The organism is Vibrio gallaecicus (assembly GCF_024347495.1).
In the GTDB taxonomy this organism is placed as follows: Bacteria; Pseudomonadota; Gammaproteobacteria; order Enterobacterales; family Vibrionaceae; genus Vibrio; species Vibrio gallaecicus.
The window spans coordinates 753,499-776,646 of record NZ_AP025490.1; the positions used below are offsets into that span (position 1 = coordinate 753,499).

Consider the following 23,148-nt stretch of genomic DNA (forward strand, 5'->3'; position numbering starts at 1 on the left):
GTTGCTTTTGGTGTTACGTCACAAAAAGAAATGCTTTATAATGCGCTCGCATTGAAGAGGTGCAATCGGTATAGGTTTGGTTACCTTCGCAAATATTGTAGAAGAACGAGTTTAAATAATCACGTAACTGGCTGAATTTATTCCAATATCATCTTAATCAACTGCATAAGAGACCTAAGCACATGAGAATTTTGCGTGGCTCCCCAGCTCTATCTGAGTTTCGTGTTAACAAGCTTTTAGAGCTTTGTCGTGAATTAAGCTTACCTGTAACAGGTATTTACGCTGAGTTTGCCCACTTTGCTGATTTAACAGCAGACCTAGACGCGTCTGAAGTTGAGAAGCTAGAAAAGTTACTGACTTACGGTCCTACGATTGAAGAGCATGAACCTGAAGGTTTATTGTTACTTGCAACGCCACGCCCGGGCACGATCTCGCCTTGGTCTTCAAAATCAACAGATATCGCACACAACTGTGGACTGGCTAAAGTGTCACGTCTAGAGCGCGGCACTGCGTTCTACATTAAAACCTCTTCTGAACTTTCTGAGCTTCAACTCGTTGAGCTGAAAGCTATTCTGCACGACCGTATGATGGAAGTGGTTTTCACTGACTTCGAATCAGCAGCGGCACTATTCACGGTTGCTGAGCCGGCTCCTTATGCGGAAGTTGACCTGTTAACTGGTGGACGTAAAGCGCTTGAAAAAGCAAACGTTACCTTAGGTCTTGCGCTTGCAGAAGATGAGATTGATTACCTTCTTGAAAGCTTCACTGAAAAGCTAGGTCGTAACCCGACTGACATCGAGCTAATGATGTTTGCACAAGCGAACTCAGAGCACTGTCGTCACAAAATCTTTAACGCTGATTGGACTATCGATGGCGTTAAACAAGATAAATCATTGTTTAAGATGATTAAGAACACCTTTGAAACGACGCCAGAGCACGTTCTGTCTGCTTATAAAGATAACGCAGCGGTAATGACGGGTTCAGAAGTCGGTCGTTTCTTCCCAGATCCTGAAACTCGCCAGTACAACTACCACCAAGAGAAAACACACATCTTGATGAAAGTTGAAACGCACAATCACCCAACAGCAATTTCCCCGTGGCCTGGCGCATCAACAGGTTCAGGTGGTGAAATTCGTGATGAAGGCGCAACAGGTATTGGTGGTAAACCAAAAGCAGGTCTGGTTGCTTTCTCTGTATCTAACCTTAAGATCCCAAACTTCGTTCAACCTTGGGAAACTGACTTTGGTAAGCCAAGCCGTATTGTTACTGCTTTGGATATCATGCTTGAAGGTCCTCTTGGTGGCGCAGCATTCAACAACGAATTTGGTCGTCCAAACCTATTAGGTTACTTCCGTACTTACGAAGAGAAAGTAAACTCTCACGCAGGTGAAGAAGTACGTGGCTACCACAAGCCAATCATGCTGGCTGGTGGTCTAGGTAACATTCGTGATGATCATGTTCAGAAGAAAGAGATCCCAGTAGGAGCAAGCCTAATCGTTCTTGGCGGTCCAGCAATGAACATCGGCCTTGGTGGCGGTGCTGCATCTTCAATGGATTCGGGTTCTTCTTCTGAAGACTTAGATTTTGCTTCTGTACAACGTGAAAACCCAGAGATGGAACGTCGTTGTCAGGAAGTTATCGACCGTTGTTGGCAGCTTGGTGATGCGAACCCAATCGCATTCATCCACGATGTGGGCGCGGGCGGTATCTCGAATGCTCTTCCAGAGCTAGTAGATGATGGCGAGCGTGGTGGTATCTTTAATCTACGTGACGTGCCAAACGATGAGCCGGGCATGAGCCCACTTGAGATCTGGTGTAACGAATCTCAAGAGCGTTACGTTATGGCGGTTGCTGATAAAGATATGGCAACATTCGACTCGATTTGTAAACGTGAACGCGCACCATATGCCGTGGTTGGTAAAGCAACAGAAGAACGTGATCTTAAATTAGAAGATTCATATTTTGACAACACGCCAATCGACATGCCAATGGACATCCTATTAGGTAAAACACCTAAGATGCACCGTGACGCGAAGACGCTAAAAGCAAACAACCCTGCGATTGACCGTTCTGGTATCGAACTAAACGAAGCGGTTGACCGTATTCTTCGCCTACCAACAGTGGCAGAGAAAACATTCCTTATCACTATCGGTGACCGCTCGGTAACAGGTCTTGTAGCTCGTGACCAAATGGTTGGTCCATGGCAGGTTCCAGTAGCAAACTGTGCAGTAACAGCTGCAAGTTACGATTCTTACCATGGCGAGGCAATGTCTCTTGGTGAGCGTACGCCAGTGGCACTTCTAGACTTCGGCGCGTCAGCTCGTCTAGCCGTTGGTGAAGCAATCACTAACATTGCTGCGACTAACATCGGTGATATTAAACACATTAAACTGTCGGCTAACTGGATGTCTCCAGCGGGTCACCCAGGTGAAGATGCAGGTCTTTACGAAGCGGTGAAAGCAGTCGGTGAAGAGCTATGTCCAGCACTGGGTCTAACTATCCCTGTGGGTAAAGACTCAATGTCGATGAAGACTAAGTGGGAAGAGAACGGCGAGCAGAAAGAAGTAACGTCTCCGCTATCTCTTGTTATCACTGCGTTTGCTCGTGTTGAAGATGTGCGTAAGACGATTACGCCTCAGCTTCGTACTGACAAAGGCAACACGTCACTGGTTCTTATCGACCTAGGTAACGGCAAAAACCGTATGGGTGCTACAGCACTAGCGCAAGTTTACAAGCAGCTTGGTGACAAGCCTGCAGATGTAGACAACACAGCTCAGCTAAAAGGTTTCTACGAAGGCGTTCAAGCGCTTGTAGCGAACGACCAAGTTGTGGCTTACCACGATAAAGGCGATGGCGGTCTATTCGTAACGCTAGCTGAAATGGCGTTCGCAGGTCACTGTGGTGTTAACGCTGATATCGCAGCGCTTTTATCTGCATCAGAGAACAGCGAAGATACACTAGCAGCACTCTTCAACGAAGAGCTAGGTGCGGTAATTCAAGTTCGTAACGACGACCTAGACGCAGTTCTTTCTACTCTTGCAGCAAACGGTCTAGAAGCATGCTCACACGTAATCGGTAGCGTTGTTGGTGAAGGGGAAGCGTCTGATGAGCTAGTAATTAAGTCTGGTGAGACTGTAGTAATTGAACGTAACCGTACTGAATTACGTACTATCTGGGCTGAGACGACGCATAAGATGCAAGGTCTACGTGATAACCCAGTTTGTGCTGACCAAGAACACGAAGCGAAGAAAGACAATTCAGACCCAGGTCTAAACGTGAAACTGAGCTTTGATGTTAACGAAGATATCGCTGCGCCGTTCATCAACACAGGCGCTAAGCCTAAGATGGCAATTCTACGTGAGCAGGGTGTTAACTCTCACGTTGAAATGGCAGCAGCATTCGACCGTGCAGGTTTCGAAGCAACTGATATTCACATGAGCGATATCCTAACGGGTCAGGCGGTTCTAGAAGAGTATAACGGTCTTGTAGCATGTGGTGGCTTCTCTTACGGTGACGTACTAGGTGCAGGTGAAGGTTGGGCTAAGTCAGTTCTGTTTAACGACTCTACGCGTGACCAATTTGAAAACTTCTTCAAGCGTGAAGATACGTTCTCTCTAGGTGTGTGTAACGGTTGTCAGATGTTGTCTAACCTGCGTGAACTTATCCCAGGCGCTGAATACTGGCCGCGTTTCGTTCGCAACGAATCAGAGCGTTTCGAAGCTCGTTTCAGCCTAGTAGAAGTTCAGAAGTCAGACTCTGTATTCTTCAACGGCATGGAAGGTTCTCGTATGCCAATCGCTGTTTCTCATGGTGAAGGCCGCGTAGAAGTGCGTGACAACGACCACCTAAACGCGATTGAAAACTCAGGTACGGTTGCTCTACGTTACGTTGATAACAACGGTAACCAAACGCAGCAATACCCGAACAACCCGAATGGTTCGCCAAACGCTATCACAGGTCTAACAACAACTGATGGTCGTGTAACTATTATGATGCCTCACCCAGAGCGTGTATTCCGTACGGTTGCAAACTCATGGGCTCCAGAAACTTGGGGTGAAAACGGTGCTTGGATGCGTATGTTCCAAAATGCACGTAAAAACATAGGTTAATGACCACGGGTTAATTAAAGTAGCCAAATATATGAAAGGGCAGTGCGAAAGCATTGCCCTTTTTCTTTGTTTAGGCTTTAACTCGTAAGAGACAGAGACAGAGACAGAGACAGAGACAGAGACAGAGACAGAGACAGAGACAGAGACAGAGACAGAGACAGAGACAGAGACAGAGACAGAGACAGAGACAGAGACAGAGACAGAGACAGATAGTTGGATCGTGGCAGGAGTTTATCTTGTTACCTAAGAGGTAAATCCCAGATACAAAAAAGGCCGCCTTAGAGGCGACCTTTCATTTATTCGTATTAGCTACGACATTAAAGTTCTAATTAAAGAGCGATAACGTTGCTAGCTTGAAGACCTTTTTGGCCTTGCTCTACTTCGAAAGACACTTTTTGGCCTTCTTTAAGAGTTTTGAAACCCTCAGAAGCGATAGCACGGAAATGTACGAATACGTCTGCGCCGCCGTTATCTTGAGTAAGGAAACCGAAACCTTTCTCTTCGTTAAACCATTTTACGATACCAGTATTTGAGTTAGACATGTTATGTCCCTTATTTTATTTAATTGAAAAACGTTCAATATTAACAGATTGTTAATGTATTGAATTATATAATGTGATGCTAAATAAAAGGGAAACGCCTAACTACAAAAACTAAGTTTTAATAGTGGAAGTTTTACTTGTACTTGATGCTGCATTTAATAACTCTCTGAACAACTGGCGCTATGATAACGCTGGATGGTTTTTTGTACAGAGTTTTTTTCGTTTTTTTTTAAATTATTCAGTTTGACAAATGACAGTATTTTTAGGTTTTTTATGAATTGGAATACGCCATTAAGTTCTATTGTTGCGAGTGCTTATTTTTTAGCTAAAAAAGCCGTTAAATCTCTCGAATTAACGGCTTTTTAATCAAACGCTTAAACTTATAAAATTGTCAGAGTTTGATTTCGCAATTTAAACTATCTATTAATTGTTGCTGTGTAGCTCACTGTTTAGTTCAACTGCTGATTTGTTAGCAAGACATTCAATCTGACCTGTCACAGAGTTACGACGGAACAATAGATCTGAAACGCCAGCTAGATCGCGAGCTTTAATGATTTCGACTTCGTTGCCTTCTTTATCTAGCATGCGAACTTTAGTTCCTGCAGTGACGTAAAGACCAGATTCAACAGTACAACGATCGCCCATTGGGAAGCCAAGACCTGCGTTTGCGCCTAGTAGGCAGTTTTCGCCGATAGAAATAACCATAGTACCGCCACCAGACAGTGTACCCATGATAGAAGCGCCACCGCCGATATCTGAACCGTTACCGACCACAACACCTGCAGAGATACGACCTTCAACCATGCTCACGCCTGTTGTACCCGCGTTAAAGTTAATGAAGCCTTCGTGCATAACTGTTGTGCCTTCACCAACATGTGCGCCAAGACGTACACGAGATGTATCAGCAATACGGATACCAGCTGGTACTACGTAATCCACCATTTTAGGGAACTTGTCTACGCAATCTACAGATAGAGTTTCACCTGCAAGGCGAGCTTCGATTTGACGATCTGCTAGTTCAGGAAGGTCAATTGGACCTTTGTTTGTCCACGCGATGTTGTGCAGAAGACCGAAAATACCGTCTAGTACTGTACCGTGTGGTTGAACTAGGCGGTTAGAGATAAGTTGTAGCTTAAGGAAACCTTCAGAAACAGAAGTTGGCTTTTCGTCAGTTGCTAGAACAACAAGAACAAGAGGCTGCTGTGAAGCTGCTGCTTTTTCAGCAAAAGAGGCATTGGCAGCTTCGTCATTCGCTGCGAATGCTTTTGCAAGCTCTGCACTTTGTGCAGCAGAGATTTCAATAGCTTGGTTGCCTTCAGTGTAACCAGCAACTTCTGCTACCGCAGAGACTAGCGCATCGCTTGGATTTAGAAGTGGGTTAGGGAAAAACGCTTCAATGATTTTATTGTCGCGGTTTTTGGTTGCCGTACCGAATGCCAGTGAAAAGTAAGCCATGTTGAATCTCCATGTATTGAATTGGTCTATGGATAGCGAGCAGCTATCGCATGATATTTTCATCTTAGGAACATCATAAAGAGAGCGCTCTTGTTATGAAAGAGTGTATGGGGAGAAAGTCTGTAAAATGATATTGCTTGTCTTTTTAGAGATATATTTCATTTATTGGATATTGCTTGCTTTATTGCTTCACTTTGATCATGCGGGATTAAAAATAGAGGCAGAATTCCAGATAGTGCGAAGTTAAAGCCGATAAAACACCCAATATAGGGAAATAATCAATCAATTATGATGACTTCAAAATTATTCAATAAGGCAGATCTCAATTTCTATAAAAAAGGTCATAAACTATTTAGATAATACGACTTTTGTTTATTTCTAGTAGTGCCTAGCAGCGACTGAAAAAAGCCCCACTCATACCAAGAAAAGTAAGATGGTGATCACTAACACACTGCAAAATATCAGTATATTACCCGCCATATTGATATCTATAACGATAAATGAAGGATCTGCTATGAATTTTACTAAGTCTCTATTGGTACTTTCTATTGGTGTCGCAATGGTCGGTTGTGGCTCAGATAGTAACGATGCACCTTTGACATGTGATACTGCTGAATCTTGTACAAAATTTACAGTTTTGCACACAAACGATAACCATGGTCGTTTCTGGGAAAACAGTAAAGGCGAGTACGGCATGGCTGCGCGTAAGACACTGATTGACAGCATTCGAGCTGAAGTGACTGCAAATGGCGGCGAGACTATCTTATTATCAGGCGGTGATATCAACACTGGTGTGCCAGAGTCAGATATGCAAGATGCAGTGCCAGATTTCGTAGGTATGAACTTGCTTCAGTATGATGCAATGGCGCTAGGTAACCATGAATTCGATAACTCCTTAGATGTACTGAAAATGCAAGAAGAGCTTGCAGATTTCCCAATGCTAGCGGCAAACATCTACGTAAAAGATGGCGATACTGTTACTGAAGAAAGACTGTTTGACCCATACAAAGTATTTACCATTAACGGCTTAAAAGTAGCGGTTATCGGTCTTACGACAAAAGATACTGCAAAACTAGTTAACCCAGATAATGTCGCAACGGTTCACTTCGGTGATCCTCAAGTAGAAATCCGTAAAGCGATTGACGAAATCAACGCTAATGAAAAGGTTGATTTAATCTTTGCTACGACACACATGGGTCACTATGTAAACGGTCTGCACGGTAGTGAAGCACCTGGTGATGTTTTACTGGCGCGTTCTTTGGAAGAAGGACAACTTGATGCGATCATCGGTGGTCATTCACAAAACCCAGTTTGTATGGAAGGTAATGAGTACGCAGATTTCAAACCGGGTGACGATTGTAAGCCTGATCAGCAAAATGGTACTTACATCATGCAAGCGCATGAGTGGGGCAAATATGTAGGTCGTGCTGATTTTGAATTTTACGGTGGTGAGTTACACCTAGCGAAATATGACCTTGTACCGGTGAACTTAAAAGAAAAAGATGAAAATGGTGATTACCAGTTCATTGAATCTGAAATTAAGCCAGATCCAACAGTTAAATCAATCCTTTATCCATACCAGCAACAAGGTCAAGAGTTACTTGACGTGATCATCTCTAATACTGATGGAAAATTAGAAGGTGAACGTGGTGTGGTTCGTGCTGAGCAAACTAACCTTGGTCACTTGCTAGGCGAGGCTTACCGCACGTATGAATTAGTGAATGCTGATTTTGGTGTGATGAACTCAGGTGGTGTTCGTGCTTCTATTGAAGCGGGCGATGTAGCGTACCGTGACGTATTGACGGTTCAACCATTTGGTAACTTCGTTACAAAAGCAACAATGACCGGTGCTGAAGTGAAAGACTACTTAGACGTAGTTGCAACGAAGACAGCAGGCTCTGGTGCTTATGCACAATTGGATAATATTAGCCTAACGGTTGACTGTGATTTGAGTGATGTAACGATTCGCGACATCAACAATAAAGGTTTTGATCTAGCAGAAACGTACACTTTCTCTGTTATTAGCTTCAGTGCTGCAGGTGGTGATGATTACCCAGTGATTGATGTTGAATCTACTCAGTTAACAGATGCATTTGTACTGCGTGAGTTTTTTGCTGCTAACCCGCAAATTACTGCTGCAGATTATGCACCAGAAGCTGGCAAACTTATTTATATGAGTAACGGCCAAGAAGTGAAAGGCTGCCCAGCAAGCTAATCACTGACATCTAAATTGATGATATTGATACCAATCAGCCAGCAATTTGCTGGCTGATTTTTTATATACAGCTTCTACATTGGGTAAAGCGATACTATGCTTGGCTCACTGCAACAGCTAAGGCAACGGTTGCTCCCACCATAGGGTTATTACCCATACCAATAAACCCCATCATAGCCACATGAGCAGGCACAGAAGAGCTACCTGCAAATTGTGCGTCTGCGTGCATTCTTCCCATTGTATCTGTCATACCATAAGAAGCAGGACCGGCTGCTACATTATCAGGGTGAAGCGTTCTGCCAGTACCGCCACCAGAAGCAACGGAAAAATAAGGTAACCCTTGATTGTTACGCTCCATTTTGTAGATGCCAGCAACAGGATGCTGAAAGCGAGTTGGGTTAGTTGAGTTTCCAGTAATGCTTACGTCCACTTGTTCTCTATGCATAATTGCCACACCCTCACGGACATCATCAGCGCCGTAGCAAAGAATGTCACCTCGCGGACCTTTAGAGAAATGTCTACGTTCTATTTCAACCAGTTCATTCGTGTCGTAGTTGAATTGAGTGCGCACATAGGTAAAACCATTAATCCGTGAAATCAAATAGGCAGCATCTTTACCTAACCCGTTAAGAATGACTTTCAGCGGTGTTTCTCGTGATTGGTTGACGTTTAATGCAATTTTTATTGCTCCCTCAGCAGCGGCAAAAGATTCATGTCCTGCTAAAAAAGCGAAGCATTGGCTTTTTTCATTAAGTAGACGAGCCGCGAGATCGCCATGCCCAATGCCCACTTGACGCTGCTCAGCCACGCTGCCTGTCTTGGTGAATGCTTGTAAGCCTTCACCAATGATCGTCGCTGCTTGCTCTGCATTCTTGGGGTGTCGGAAAAGTGCTAGTGCAGTTCCTAAAGTATAAGCGTTTACTGCGCTTTCAAACGCGATAGGTTGAGTTTCCATTACTGTTGTCTTTGGGTCGATATTTCGTTCCATGCAGTACTGATAGGCTTGCTCAAGAGAAGATAAATCCATTTCATTCAATATATTGAGTGCATGTTCTGGTAATTGATTATTCATAATAGAAATCTCTAAGCTTGGCGTGGGTTAATGGTTTTAACGGCTTCATCGAATCGACCATAGGTTCCGGTCGCGAGTTTAGCGGCTTGATCAGCAGGAGTACCTTCATTGATGGCTTTCATCATTTTCCCAAGGTTGAGGTACTGGTAGCCAATTACTTCGCTACTTTCATCAAGCGCTAAGAGTGTGACGTAGCCTTCTGCCAATTCCATATAGCGAACGCCTTTGGCTTTTGTCGCGTAACTGGTACCAACTTGGCTGCGCTGCGTCTGCCCTAGGTCTTCTAGGGCTGCGCCTACTTCTAAACCTCCTTTAGAAAAGGCAGATTGAGTACGTCCATAGACAAACTGCAAAAATATCTCACGCATTGCGACATTTATAGCGTCACACACCAAATCAGTATTTAGAGCTTCAAGAATGGTTTTTCCAGTGAGGATTTCAGCTGCCATTGCTGCAGACTGAGTCATACCTGAGCAACCTATTGTTTCGATTAGCGCTTCTTCTACAATGCCACTTTTAACATTTAAGGTGAGCTTTGCTGCGCCTTGTTGAGGAGCACAACTGCCAACGCCATGGCTAAGACCTGATATGGCAATCACATCTTTTGGGCTGATCATTGCTCCTTCAATAGGAATAGGTGCAGATGCGTGTAGTTCGCCCCTTTGAATTGGGCACATAGATTGAATTTCTGAAGAGTAATGCATAATGTTTTCTCACTAATAAAGTCATTTAAGACCTAGGCGTTGAGAAAGCAGGACATGTTGGAAGAGGTGTGGCTAAATTCACTACAGATCTTTTGTGCCGATATTCCAAATGTCGTTGCGAGCTTATGCTCACATAAAGTGATAGGAATAACGATACACCCAACAGTTTTACCTGTTTTCGATTCTGTAGGAGTCATTAGCACTGTTCGAAAAGAACGGGCGGTTGAAGCGAAAGCTTAGGTGGAACCCCATCACCTGATGACAATAGATTAGATCTTTATCACACTTTCATGCAAGTGAATATTTAGAGCAATTTCGACTATAAAAAGTGCTTATTATATTTCGATAATTATAAAAAAACGCCAATAATGAACTCTAAATAAAGTTAACTATTAGCGCTTTTATAAAGAAATTAGCTAGTTATGCTGCATCTTCTTCTGCGTCTTCAACGGCTTCAAGCTTCTGAGCTTTTTTCGGAGCCGGTTTGCGCTTAGCACCTAAAGCGTAAAGAACTTCTTCTTTGTTCTTCGCTAGGTACATTGCAAGTTCTTCTTGCTTACCTTCATCTTCGATTAATTCACTTCCACCAAGTAAAGTGAATAATTCATCTGCCATATCCAGCATTTTGTCATAAGCGTCAGCTTCGGCTTTAGAGGTAAAAGTCATTTTCTCTTCTCCGTTGCGTTCGACCACGTACTTAACGATAACAGCCATGGTTAGTCCTCAAAGTTTGGTTGATTTTTACTGGCTTTTTATACAGTTTTACAGGCTTAAAGTCCAGTTGAATGCCTATGGGATCCCTATCATTGGGAGCCTAGTCTATTTGTTGCTGCCAGTGTTGGCAGTATTCCATAAAGGATTTGAGTAAGGGGCTTTGATATTTGTCTTTATGAACCAGTAACCAAAATCTTCGCTTCATATCTAATGGCACATTCAATACTTTTACTCGCCCATCTTGAATGGCTGGTTGTACCGCGAGTTGAGATAAGCACGCAAAACCGAGCCCTGCAGAAACGGAGTTGATGATGGCTTCAGTCGTATTCAATTCAAATGATTCGTACCAGTGCTCTAAACGAGGCGCAACGGTTCGAAGAAAAAATTCACGAGTCCCAGAGCCGGATTCTCGCAATAACCAATAGCTGCTTTCTAAATCGTGCAACGAAACTTGATCTAGTTGGGCTAGAGGGTGATTAGCTTGAGCAACGATACACATTTCATCATCACTAAATTGGCTGGAAATCAGTTCATTGTGCTGAGTCTTTCCCTCAATTAGCGCAATGTCGAGTTCGTAGTCGACCAGTTTTTGGCAAATAAGTGCACTATTGGAAATGAACAAGCTTTGATCTTGATGCTGAGTTTGCTGGCGAAAACCTGACAAAATATAGGGCGCGACTTGATTACCAATTGTATCGCTTGCACCAACTTTCAGTAAGCCACTTAAGGCTTGTTCGTCACCGAACAGTTCATCAATACCAGCGGCTCGGTGCAATATTTCATCTGCAAGTGGTAATAACTTTTGACCTTCTTGATTGATCACAAGGCGGTTATTAACACGATCAAATAAAGAGTGACCGAGTTGTTTTTCCATTTCGCCCAACGCCATGCTTACCGCAGCTTTAGATAAAAATAAAGCTTCTGATGCCGATGTGAGCGTTGAGTGCTGAGTAATGGTGACAAACACTTTTAGCTGCTTAATTGAAATATTGGACATAGCTTTCCTAATTCATAGAGGCATGGTTTTTCTAGCTCATAGAGGCGTTGTTTGTTGCTCATAGAGGATTATTTTTATAGCCCTATAAGAAATAGTTTGTAGATCATAGGAGTAGTGTTTAGTTATTCTGAACGCTTGTTATATATAATTGGATATTAGTAAACATTGTGCAAGCGTATTATAGCTTCAACAAGCTGATGAGTTCGCAAGTTAAGGTGAATGAATTAAGTGAGAGAGTTTAAGAGAGGCTAATATGATTCAACGCATACAACATAGTTTGACAGGTGCCCCAACCCCAATGGCAGGCTTAGCATTAGCCATTGCGAGTTTAGGGTGGTGCTGGGATGGAGTGTTAGTCTCGCAAGGTGTTATGCATACACCTGGTGTCGTTCAGTGGGTTAGCGCTGCAATCGCGGCGAGTTTGCTGCTCATTTTAGCCGTTAAATTTTTGATTCACGGACATTTGCTACGTGAAGACTTAGCTCATCCTGTTGTGGGCAGTGTTGTTCCAACTTTTGCTATGGGCTGCATGATTGTTTCTGCATCATTAGGTCCTATTTCTCAATTCTTGCAAGAGGCGGTATGGCTAGCATCTGTTGCTTTACACGTTATTTTTCTAGCGAGTTTTTTGTACCACAGAGCAAAACAGTTTGAGATTCACCATATGGTGCCAAGTTGGTTTGTGCCACCGATTGGTATTATTGTGGCGGATGTTTCTTTCTCTGGGAATCCAACGCTGGAGCCGGTCGCGAATACTGTCTTGATTTTTGGTTTGATCGTTTATGCGGTAATGCTGCCACTTATGATTTATCGATTAATGTTTCGTAATGAAATTCCAGATGCAGCGAAACCAACGATTGCGATTATGGCTGCACCGGCAAGCTTATCGTTAGCGGGCTATTTAACGGTTTCTCCAGAACCATCGCCTGTTATTATTAGCTTGCTGTTTGGTATTGCAATACTCATGACATTCATTATTTATGTCGCGTTCTTTAAGCTGCTTCGTCTACCATTTAGCCCGGGTTATGCGGCTTTTACTTTCCCAATGGTTATCGGGGCAACCGCATTATTTAAAATGGCGACTTGGATGCAAGGTGTGGGTATTGAGGCTCAGTTTATCAATCAAATCTATGTCTTAGCGTATGTAGAATTAGTCATCGCGACTTCTGTTGTAACTTATGTCGCCGTGAGATATTACATGAATTATCAGCCACACCGTATCCTTCGAACTTTGTAGAGTGGATTCTGACCAAGCACTCGTTCAAAACGTAAACAGACGTTAAGTTTTCAGTATTTCATAAGCTTATATTCCTCATCCGAACTCGGCACTTATGCTAATCTGGCTGTATATTGTGGCAAGATTAACGTGAGTGCACTTTGTTTACTGTTTACCATTCCAATAAAGTTGATACTTTAAAAATTATCCTCGTTCATTTAATTAAGAATGATCCCTTAGCTAATCCATTTGATAAAGAACAGATTCTTGTTCAAAGCCCTGGTATGTCTCAGTGGCTAAAAATGGCGTTGGCAAAAGAGTTTGGTATTGCGGCTAATTTAGAGTTCCCACTACCTGCCACATTCATCTGGGAAATGTTTACCCAAGTCTTACCTGATGTCCCAAAACGCAGTGCTTTTAATAAAGAAGCGATGACGTGGAAGTTGATGAGCCTGCTCCCTGCTAAGCTAGAATTACCCGAATTCTTACCATTACAGCGTTATTTAGAAAACGATGACGATAGCTCTAAGCTATATCAACTGGCTGAAAAGATTGCCGATATTTTTGATGGCTATTTAGTGTACCGACCTGAATGGATGGCGAGTTGGGAACTCGGGGATTCTATTGCTGAATTGCTAGATGAAGAAGGGCAGCAAGAGCATCCTTGGCAGCCTATTTTGTGGCAAGCTTTGTATGAACAAACGCTATCTCAAGGGCAATCTAAATATCACCGTGGCAACTTATACCATGATTTTATTGAAGCGCTGATTGCCAATAAAGCCAACTTAGACAAGCTTCCTAAGCGATTGTTTGTTTTTGGCATTTCTTCGCTTCCACCTCGTTATATGGATGCCTTAAAAGCTCTGGGTGAGCGTATAGATGTTCACTTAATGTTTACCAATCCTTGCCGGCACTACTGGGGAGATATTCGAGATAGAAAAACCATCGCTCGGATTGAAGCAAACCAAAGAAAACAATTTGCTCTGGTTAATGGTGCACCTCAATTAGAAAGAGAAGCGTCACCATTAAAAAATGGCATAGAAGCGAATGTCGTAGAAGATGAATTGCATACTGGGCACGCCGTTGGGAACAGTTTACTAGCATCGTTAGGTAAACTAGGACGTGATAATTTACTTTTGTTATCGCAATCGGAGTGTGAAGAGCATGAGTTTTTCATTGATGTGCCACGCGATACTCTATTACACCAGCTCCAAGCCGATATTTTAGAGCTAGAAGAACATCAAGACGATCACATACTAGATTCAAGCCAACATAAGCAAGCTATTCAACTTGGTGATAGATCGGTGACTGTGCATGCCTGTCACAGCCCAATGCGAGAAGTCGAAGTACTTCATGATCAACTTCTAGCGATGTTCGATGCAGATCCAACCTTAAAACCACGCGACATCATTGTGATGGTGGCTGATATTAATGCCTATAGCCCTGCCATTCAGGCGGTGTTTGGTAATGCTCCTGGTGAGCGATATATCCCTTATTCCATTTCAGATAGAACCGCCGACCAAGAAAGCCCAATTCTTGCTGCTTTCATGCAGCTGGTGGCGTTACCTAATACACGTTGCCTTGCTTCTGAGCTTCTTGAGTTGCTTGAAATACCCGCAATGATGGCAAAGTTCGAGATAGATGAATCTCAATTTGAACAAGCTAAGCAATGGGTAGAAGAAGCAGGGATCCGTTGGGGAGTGGATGCTTCAACTGCTGAAGAGTTCGAACTACCCGCAACTGAGCAAAATACTTGGTTATTCGGGATTCAAAGAATGTTACTGGGCTATGCAATGTCTGACTCTGCTGGCTTATTTGAAAGCCATGGAGACTCCATTGCTGCTTACAATGAAGTTCAGGGTATAAACGCAGAACTTGCCGGGAAATTAGCCCACTTTATTGAACGCATTGCCCATTATCGTGATTTGCTTACTCGTTCTCAGTCTATTGATGCGTGGCGAGAAGTATTGCTTTCTATGATTGATGATTTCTTTGCGGTTGAGCTTGAGGGTGAAGTTGTACTGAAATCAATCCGAGATGCGCTTTCTCAACTCAAAGAGCAGTTGGATGATGCACTATTTGAAGAAGAGTTGTCTCCAAGCATTATCTACCAATATCTAAATAACAAACTATCCGGTGCTCGAATCAGCCAAAGATTCCTTGCTGGTCAAGTTAACTTTTGCACCTTGATGCCAATGCGTTCTATCCCTTTTAAAACCGTGTGTTTGTTAGGAATGAATGATGGAGTGTATCCACGTTCAGTTCCACCCGAAGGGTTCGACTTAATGAATGGTCGAATCCGCCCTGGTGATAGATCCCGCCGAGATGATGATCGTTACCTCTTTTTAGAAGCCATGCTATCGGCTCAAGAGTGCTTATATATCAGCTTTGTTGGTCGCTCAATTCAAGATAATACAGAGCGTGTTCCTTCTGTCTTAGTGGCTGAGTTATTGGAATATTGCCAGCAGAATTATTGCTTGGAAGGGCAGCAAGCATTGCCTAGTGATGATTCGGGTGAAAACTTAGAGCAAGCCATAACGTTTGAACATTCAATGACGCCATTTAGCCCTTCGGCTTTTAATCATGATTTAGCACCAGCTATGAATAGCTACGCGAGAGAATGGTTACCTGCCGCAAACAGACAAGGGCAAAGAAGTGGTGATTTTAACCGTTCCTTGGATGAGTACTTACATGGTGCGACTTATCCTTTAGAACTTGATTTGGTTGAATTGCAACGATTCTGGCGCTTACCTGTGCAGTACTTCTTCAATCGTCGCTTAAAAGTGATGTTTGAGCCACCGCTACCAGTAATGGAAGATGATGAACCGTTTGTGCTAAATGGGCTGGAAAGTTTCCAACTTAAGAATGATTTACTGCAAGTATTGCTCGACAATTCAGACAATGTTGATGAAGCCGTTTCGCAATTTGTGTCTGAACAAAAAGCGCAAGGTAAGTTACCTATTGGTGCATTTGGTGACATAGAGTTTGAAACGAATCGAGTCCAAGCCGAAGAGTTAGCCAAAGAAATTCGCTTTGTGAGCGGTTCTATCCAAAGCGATATAGACGTGAATATTGAACTCAACGTTCTTGGTGAAGGTAAACCAGTCCGCTTAACGGGTTGGTTAACTCAAAACTATCGATCAGGCTTAGTTCGTTACCGAAGCGGAAAAATACGCTCACAAGACTACTTATCAGCATGGATTGATCACTTGTGTTGCGCTGCTATGGGGAATACAAAATCCACCCATATTATTGGCTACGATAAAAAAGAAGGCGTTGTGCATTTAACTTATGCACCGCTTAATAACGCTCAGAAAGCGGTCGAGTTATTAGGTGAATTCGTTGAGCTATTTTATCAAGGAATGACAGCGCCGCTGCCTTACTTCCCTAAAACGGCACTTGCAAATGTTGAGGCGGGCTTTAGCCGAGGTAAGTGGGTGGATGATGAAGAAAAGTCATTCAAGAAAATGGCAGATACTTTTAACGATAGTTATGCATTTACTGGTGAAGGTCGTGATACTTATATTTCTCGTATCTGGCCGCAATGGAATGATGAACTTGCCGCTCAAGCTCGTTTATATTCCAGCCGAATCTTACAAGCTCCTCGTTTATCAGCCATCGACCCTAAAGATCAGGAATAACCAATCAAGCAGTTAGCGTTCTGATTTTAAAGAGATATGTCTAAAGAGCTTTAGGAAGGTAAATAAAGCAGTAGATAAGCTGAGTTAGGAAAACAGAGAATTAGAAAGCTAGGAAAACAGAAGGCAAGAAAGCAGAAAGGTAAAGTGGCCGCCAGTAAATCATTATTAGTGTAGGGCGTTCGCTGTGCGGCCATAGGTCAGAGGGACCATGATTCTTTTGGTTAGCAAAATGTAACAAAATATAGCTAACTCATGGCGCGCATAGTAACGGGCACATGAAATGTTAACCGTGAGTGAGATCTCACAACATTCTATAGAGTAAATAAATATTCATAATTCCCTCCATTTTATGGGAAAGATCACATGCATTTAGAGCGACTGTTATTTGCTATGGGGTCTGAGGTAAAGGAAACCCTCGCGATTTAAGCTGGGATCACCCAATTCAGATAATTGAATGATGACAATAACGAACACAAAATTGATATTGAAAGGTGTGCATTTATGACAGTAACGTCTCAGGCGAATTCAATAGTGGCGACGCCTCTTCAAACCATGACATTTCCTTTGCATGGTGCGCGGCTCATTGAAGCTTCTGCGGGCACAGGTAAAACCTTCACTATTGCAGGTTTGTATTTACGCTTGTTATTAGGTCATGGCTCTGCGACTTCAGAAGAATCAGAAGGCACACGTCACCAGCAACCTTTGACTGTCGATCAAATCTTAGTCGTGACTTTTACTGAGGCGGCTACAGCAGAGTTAAGAGACCGCATTCGCTCTAGAATTCATGATGCCAGGATTGCTTTTGCTCGTGGAGTTAGCCACGACCCTGTTATTGCACCACTATTAGAAGAAGTCTCTAATCACGCTCAAGCGGCATCGATTTTATTGCAAGCTGAAAGGCAGATGGATGAAGCTGCGGTCTACACTATTCATGGCTTTTGTCAGCGAATGCTAACGCAAAATGCTTTTGAGTCTGGCAGCCGTTTTGACAATGAATTTGTCACTGATGAAAGTCACTTGAAAGCGCAAGTGGTCGCTGATTATTGGCGACGTCAGTTCTACCCATTGCCGATGCAATTGGTTGGTGAAGTTCGTAATATCTGGGGGTCACCTTCGGCTTTACTGGCTGATGTAAACCGTTATCTGACTGGCTCTCCACTTAAACTTACTGTTGAAGCGATGAGCGGTGACTTGCAAAGCCTACATAATCAGAACCTAGATAAAATCAAAGCTCTGAAAAAGCTATGGTTAGACTCAGAGGCTGACTTCTTAGCGTTAATATCTGGGTCTGATGTTAATAAGCGAAGCTATACCAAAAAGTCACTACCTACTTGGCTTGAAGCTGTTACGGCTTGGGCGAACAGTGAGACTTATGATTACATTGTTCCGGATAAACTCGAAAAGTTCTCGCAAAGCACATTAAATGAAAAAACACCCAAAGGAACGGCACCGCAGCATGCAGTTTTCGAAGCTATCGAGGAGTTTTTAGCGAATCCAGCAGACCTTAAAGCACCTCTATTGGCGCATGCCATCCAACATTGTAGAGAAATGTTGGCAAAGGCTAAGCAGCAAAAGCAATGGTTGTCTTTTGATGACTTGTTGACTCAGTTATCTGCTTCAATCGATATGGATGAGCAATCACTGTTAATTGAACGAATTCGAAGCTTATACCCCGTTGCAATGATCGATGAATTCCAAGATACCGATCCACTGCAATACAGTATTTTTAGCCGTATTTATTTAGACAGCCCAGAATGCGGCTTGTTTATGATCGGCGATCCCAAGCAAGCAATCTACGGCTTCCGTGGGGCGGATATTTTTACTTACATCAAAGCTCGTAACCAAGTTAGTGCTCACTACACGTTAGGGACAAACTGGCGCTCAAGTGCTGATATGGTTAGTGCTGTCAATCAGGTGTTCGCAACGCCTGATAGTCCTTTCATTTATGACCAGGATATCCCTTTCTTATCGGTATCAGCTAGCCCTAGTGCTGATAAAAGAAAATGGGTAATGAATGGTAAAACCCAGCAAGCCATGACCTTTTGGTTACAAGAAGCAGAAGATAAGCCACTGCCGAAAGGCGAATATCATAAGGCGATGGCAGAGGCGACTGCGAGTCAAATTCAAACCATTCTTACGGCTTCTCAGCAAGGGCAAGCTTTCTTTGATTCAGGTAAAGAGCTGCATGCTATTGCTGCTGGGGATATTGCGGTACTCGTTCGTACCGGAAGTGAAGGTCGGTTAGTTAAAAACGCATTAGCAGAGCAAGGTATTGCAAGTGTTTATCTGTCAAACAGAGACAGTGTGTTCATTAGCTCTGTCGCGCAAGATATCCAGCGCCTATTACAAGCGGTACTGACCCCTGAAAATGACAGAGCCCTGAGAGCAAGTTTAGCTTCAGAATTATTTGCATTGGATGCGGCATCTCTTGATGAATTGAATAACGATGAAGTCGTATGGGAAAACGTGGTGAATGAATTCCGCGAATACCGCAAGCTTTGGCAAATCCGCGGTGTGCTACCCATGTTGCGTGGTGTTATCAGTAAGCGCCATTTAGCAGAAAGATTGCTAGAAGAAGAAAATGGTGAGCGCTCACTTACCGACTTAATGCACATCGGTGAACTTTTACAGCAAGCAAGGCAGGAGCTTGATAGTGACTATGGTTTACTGCGCTGGTTAGCAGAATCCATTGCTGATGCACAAAATGGGTTAGGCGGAAATGAAGATGACATACAACGCCTTGAATCAGAAAGAAACCTCGTTCAGATTGTCACGATCCATAAATCTAAAGGATTGGAATATGACTTAGTCTTTTTACCTTTCGTTGCTAGTTACCGCGAAGCAAGCGAAGGTAAATATTATGACCATGGAACCGATGCCACGGTTTTAGATATTACTGGCAGCCCGCAAGCCCTTGCCCAAGCAGATAAAGAGCGTTTAGCTGAAGATTTACGCTTAATATACGTAGCGCTTACTCGAGCTGTTTATGGGTGTTACATCGGTATGGCACCTTTGAGAAAAGGTCGCTCAACGAAAGAGCCGACTGGTGTTCACCTAAGTGCCATGGGGCATTTAGTACAAAATGGTGAAGAGTTAGGCATTGCAGAACTTACGCAAAAACTAGCGGGTTTAGAAACGAATAGTTCAAGTATTGTTTTAGCAGAAGTTCCAACGGCTCATGCTGATGTTTTTAAAGCTAATGAAGAGCAAGCTGAAGCATTAGAAGCCAGAACTTTACAGACCCACATTGATCGTGGGTGGCGAATTACAAGTTACTCAGGATTAGTAAAACAAGGTCATCACAGTGCAAGTCATGATGCGACTATTGAAGTATCAGGGCTCGATGTTGACTCTGCTGAAGAGCAAGATGAGTTGGAACTTATTGAACCAGAGCGATCAATATTTACCTTTCCCAGAGGTGCTCGCCCCGGAACGTTTCTGCATACTTTGTTTGAAGAGGTAGAATTCACAGAACCTGCGACTTCAGAACGTAATGAACAGGTCATTTTACAGCTACTTGAATCTGAGCAATATGAAGCCGAATGGTTGCCAATTTTACAAGAACTGGTCGATACCGTTCTTAATACTCCACTTGATGGAAAAGATTTAAAATTATCCAGTAAAGGAGAGTCTCAGCGGTTGGTTGAGATGGAATTCTTGTTGCCGATAGAAGTGCTTAGTTCTTCAGAATTGAATCGGGTAATTCAATATCACGATCCTTTATCGGCTAAAGCTGGGGATTTAGGCTTTCAAACAGTGCAAGGAATGCTGAAAGGCTTTATTGATTTAGTCTTTGAGCACCAAGGCAAATATTACGTATTGGACTGGAAATCTAACCATTTAGGTGACGATGTGAGTGTTTATCATGGTGAAGCCTTGAAATCGGCAATGGCTGATCACCGATACGATTTACAATATCAAATTTATGCACTTGCACTTCACCGATATCTTCGAAGTCGAGTGGCTAACTACCGCTACGACACTCATTTTGGTGGTGTGTATTATCTATTTTTGCGTGGTATCGATAGGCAATCACAACAAGGGATATTTTCAGCTAAACCCTCTCTTGAGCTTTTAGATGAAATGGACCAATTGATTGATGGAAAAATCATTGATAGACGAGATGCACTTTTAAATGATGACGAAGCCGGACAAATGGAGCTTTTATAATGACACCTATTGATTTTAATTCGGCTTCATTACTCGACATTTTAAAACTGTTGGCAGGTAAAGGGTCTTTACGTCAGCTGGATTATCAATTCGCACGATTTATAGCTCAGCAAGGATCGCAAGAACTTGGTTTTATCGCTGGAGTAGTCAGTAATGAATTAGGAAAAGGTAATATCTGTGTCCAACTTTACCTTTTTAACTCCAGTAAAGGCTCAGATTCTAAATCAAATACTTATATCGACTTTGCTCATTTGCTTGGGTTATACGGCGAGGCTGCCTTACAACTTAACCAAAGGTTAATTAATATTGATTGGCTGAGCATCCTAAATGACTCTCATCTTGTTGGGCTTGACCAATCTGAAGATGCTAAGCCTTTGATGTTTGATGGACAAAGGGTTTACTTACACCGTTATTGGAATTATGAGGTTGTTTTAGCCAACACTTTAAACCGCTTGAGTAAACCAGTTGAATTCAGTTCTGAGCAAAATCAGGCTTTAAGCCAAACGTTAGATCGCCTCTTTTCTCGCAGTTATCATTTCTTATTTAATGCCTTAGCTAAAGCGGCAGCAAGTCATAAAAGTACTCAAGTGTTGAGACAGCAACTTGTGTGTGATCATCTTGATGTTGTTGAAGAGTCGTCATTGAACTGGGCTGCGATTGATGAGCAGTTACAAAATGCAACTCAAGTGCCTGATCTGCAAACTCTTGATACTTTAGTACCATTGTCAGTTTGTTTAAATTGGCAAAAAGTGGCAGCGGCGGTGGCATTAAGTCGGAGGTTTACCGTTATTTCTGGTGGTCCTGGTACCGGAAAAACCACAACCGTTGCTAAGCTATTAGCCGCTATGGTTGAGCAAAGCCTAGGTAAAAATAACGGTGAGTTTACAAACTTACCAATCATCAAACTAGTTGCTCCAACAGGAAAAGCAGCAGCTCGCTTGACCGAATCAATTGGTAAAGCTATTGAGCAATTACCGATTTCACCTGAAGTTAAAAATAATATTCCTACAGAATCCAGCACCTTGCATCGCCTTTTAGGGGCAATTCCGAACCGTGCCGAGTTCAGGCATAATCGTAATAACCCATTGCATCTTGATATATTAGTGGTTGATGAAGCTTCAATGGTCGATCTATCTATGATGTATAAGTTGGTGGATGCTTTACCTGATCATGCAAGGCTAATATTACTCGGTGATAAAGATCAGCTTGCTTCAGTGGAAGCGGGGGCAATTCTTGGTGATATTTGTTCGTTTACGGAGTCTGGGTATAGCTCGTCACAAGGTGCGTTAATTGCGTCACTGACAGGGTTTGAGGCTCTGAATAAAGTGTCGAAACTCGCTAAACATCCTTCTATTGCTGATAGCTTGTGTATGTTGCAAAAGAGCTATCGATTTGATGCGCGTTCAGGCATTGGTCAGTTAGCTAAAGCCATTAATATGGGAAGCTCTCACCAAGTTGATAAAGTATTTAATGCTGGGTTTGATGACATCGAAAATCACATGTTGTCGAGTGATAGCTATAACTTAATGCTCCGTACATTAGTGACAGAATATGGTCGTTATCTCAATAAAATTGATGAACCATTAGATGCAATCCCTTTAAATATTGGTGAAAAAGAACCGGCTACTGATGAATTCAATGTAATACGCAAAGAACAAGAATTAAGAGTAAAAGCACAGGATCAAAAAGCGAAATCCGTTCTCGAATTATTTAGTCAGTGCCGCTTGTTATGTGCGATTCGAGAAGGTGACTTTGGCGTTTCGGGGTTGAACCACCGTATAGAAAAAGCGCTAGCAGCCAGACGATTAATTCAACCTAATAATGATGAGCTTTGGTACCACGGTCGTCCTGTTATGGTGACAAGAAATGATCATGGTCTTGGTCTCTATAATGGTGATATTGGGATCTGTATGCTGGATGCTACAGACGATAGCCGAGAAGGAGAGGCTGCTCGTTTGAAGGTGTACTTTGAATTACCGGATGGCAGCGTGAAATCTATTCTACCGAGTCGAGTTCCAGATCATGAAACCGCTTATGCGATGACGATTCATAAATCTCAAGGTAGTGAATTTGATCTGACCTTAATGATTTTACCACCGGAGTTCAGCCCGATTTTAACTCGTGAATTGATTTATACCGGTATTACACGTGCAAAAAGTCGTTTAATGATGTTCAGTGATACTGGAGTTTTGAAGCGTGGTATTAAAGTGAGAACAGAGCGAATGAGTGGGCTGGTTAGCCGCCTTGTGTGCTGAGTAATATGGATGATGTATATATGTCTGGGGCAAATATAGCTAAGTAACATATAGCTAA

At 42.8% G+C, this 23,148-nt stretch carries 12 protein-coding genes and 1 riboswitch; of the genes, 6 read left to right on the forward strand and 6 right to left on the reverse strand.

Going from position 1 to position 23,148, the window contains the following annotated elements; all coding sequences use genetic code 11:
* Positions 1–182: 182 nt before the first annotated feature.
* Complete coding sequence (purL, locus tag OCU78_RS03345) at positions 183–4,109, forward strand: phosphoribosylformylglycinamidine synthase (protein WP_137374915.1); 3,927 nt, start codon at positions 183–185, stop codon at positions 4,107–4,109.
* 329 nt (positions 4,110–4,438) lie between these two features.
* On the opposite strand, the gene cspE is transcribed toward purL, so the two are convergent.
* The gene (gene cspE / locus OCU78_RS03350) at positions 4,439–4,651 is read right to left on the reverse strand and encodes a transcription antiterminator/RNA stability regulator CspE (RefSeq protein ID WP_137374914.1); all 213 of its coding nucleotides are present in this window, start codon (positions 4,649–4,651) and stop codon (positions 4,439–4,441) included.
* A 423-nt stretch (positions 4,652–5,074) separates the two neighbouring features.
* Positions 5,075–6,106, reverse strand: coding sequence for a 2,3,4,5-tetrahydropyridine-2,6-dicarboxylate N-succinyltransferase (dapD, locus tag OCU78_RS03355; protein WP_137374913.1), 1,032 nt, complete (start codon positions 6,104–6,106; stop codon positions 5,075–5,077).
* Between the two features lie 514 nt (positions 6,107–6,620).
* Here dapD and ushA point away from each other — a divergent pair.
* On the forward strand, positions 6,621–8,321 hold the full coding sequence (gene ushA, locus OCU78_RS03360) for a bifunctional UDP-sugar hydrolase/5'-nucleotidase UshA (RefSeq protein ID WP_137374912.1): 1,701 nt from the start codon (positions 6,621–6,623) through the stop codon (positions 8,319–8,321).
* Positions 8,322–8,415: 94 nt separating this feature from the next.
* Here ushA and OCU78_RS03365 read toward each other — a convergent pair whose 3' ends face one another.
* From OCU78_RS03365 to OCU78_RS03380, 4 genes are all read right to left on the reverse strand, one after another.
* Entirely contained in the window at positions 8,416–9,393 is a 978-nt protein-coding gene (locus OCU78_RS03365) for a GGGtGRT protein (RefSeq protein ID WP_137374911.1), read from the reverse strand.
* A gap of 11 nt (positions 9,394–9,404) precedes the next feature.
* Complete coding sequence (locus OCU78_RS03370) at positions 9,405–10,097, reverse strand: iron-sulfur cluster assembly scaffold protein (RefSeq protein ID WP_137374910.1); 693 nt, start codon at positions 10,095–10,097, stop codon at positions 9,405–9,407.
* Between the two features lie 180 nt (positions 10,098–10,277).
* Positions 10,278–10,362, reverse strand: a riboswitch (Fluoride riboswitch).
* Positions 10,363–10,517: 155 nt separating this feature from the next.
* Positions 10,518–10,811, reverse strand: coding sequence for a YebG family protein (locus OCU78_RS03375; RefSeq protein ID WP_137374909.1), 294 nt, complete (start codon positions 10,809–10,811; stop codon positions 10,518–10,520).
* Positions 10,812–10,911: 100 nt separating this feature from the next.
* Positions 10,912–11,808, reverse strand: a complete 897-nt coding sequence (locus OCU78_RS03380; RefSeq protein WP_137374908.1) for a LysR family transcriptional regulator — start codon at positions 11,806–11,808, stop codon at positions 10,912–10,914.
* A 253-nt stretch (positions 11,809–12,061) separates the two neighbouring features.
* Between OCU78_RS03380 and OCU78_RS03385 the strand changes: the two genes are divergently transcribed.
* The 4 genes from OCU78_RS03385 (at position 12,062) to recD (ending at position 23,090) form a co-directional block, all read left to right on the forward strand.
* Positions 12,062–13,045: a TDT family transporter gene (locus OCU78_RS03385; RefSeq protein ID WP_167494068.1), complete on the forward strand. Its 984-nt coding sequence runs from the start codon at positions 12,062–12,064 to the stop codon at positions 13,043–13,045.
* A 140-nt stretch (positions 13,046–13,185) separates the two neighbouring features.
* Positions 13,186–16,665, forward strand: coding sequence for an exodeoxyribonuclease V subunit gamma (recC, locus tag OCU78_RS03390; RefSeq protein ID WP_137374907.1), 3,480 nt, complete (start codon positions 13,186–13,188; stop codon positions 16,663–16,665).
* 501 nt (positions 16,666–17,166) lie between these two features.
* Positions 17,167–20,835, forward strand: coding sequence for an exodeoxyribonuclease V subunit beta (recB, locus tag OCU78_RS03395; protein ID WP_137374906.1), 3,669 nt, complete (start codon positions 17,167–17,169; stop codon positions 20,833–20,835).
* Complete coding sequence (gene recD / locus OCU78_RS03400; protein WP_137374905.1) at positions 20,835–23,090, forward strand: exodeoxyribonuclease V subunit alpha; 2,256 nt, start codon at positions 20,835–20,837, stop codon at positions 23,088–23,090. The genes recB and recD overlap by 1 nt, the downstream gene beginning before the upstream one ends.
* The last annotated feature ends 58 nt before the right edge of the window (positions 23,091–23,148 follow it).

Bases quoted from the DNA above. Each gene is read 5' to 3' on its own strand.
- cspE (WP_137374914.1), bottom strand. From the start codon at position 4,651: ATGTCTAACTCAAATACTGGTATCGTAAAATGGTTTAACGAAGAGAAA.
- purL (WP_137374915.1), top strand. From the start codon at position 183: ATGAGAATTTTGCGTGGCTCCCCAGCTCTATCTGAGTTTCGTGTTAAC.
- dapD (WP_137374913.1), bottom strand. From the start codon at position 6,106: ATGGCTTACTTTTCACTGGCATTCGGTACGGCAACCAAAAACCGCGAC.
- ushA (WP_137374912.1), top strand. From the start codon at position 6,621: ATGAATTTTACTAAGTCTCTATTGGTACTTTCTATTGGTGTCGCAATG.
- OCU78_RS03375 (WP_137374909.1), bottom strand. From the start codon at position 10,811: ATGGCTGTTATCGTTAAGTACGTGGTCGAACGCAACGGAGAAGAGAAA.
- OCU78_RS03380 (WP_137374908.1), bottom strand. From the start codon at position 11,808: ATGTCCAATATTTCAATTAAGCAGCTAAAAGTGTTTGTCACCATTACT.
- OCU78_RS03365 (WP_137374911.1), bottom strand. From the start codon at position 9,393: ATGAATAATCAATTACCAGAACATGCACTCAATATATTGAATGAAATG.
- OCU78_RS03385 (WP_167494068.1), top strand. From the start codon at position 12,062: ATGATTCAACGCATACAACATAGTTTGACAGGTGCCCCAACCCCAATG.
- recD (WP_137374905.1), top strand. From the start codon at position 20,835: ATGACACCTATTGATTTTAATTCGGCTTCATTACTCGACATTTTAAAA.
- recB (WP_137374906.1), top strand. From the start codon at position 17,167: ATGACAGTAACGTCTCAGGCGAATTCAATAGTGGCGACGCCTCTTCAA.
- OCU78_RS03370 (WP_137374910.1), bottom strand. From the start codon at position 10,097: ATGCATTACTCTTCAGAAATTCAATCTATGTGCCCAATTCAAAGGGGC.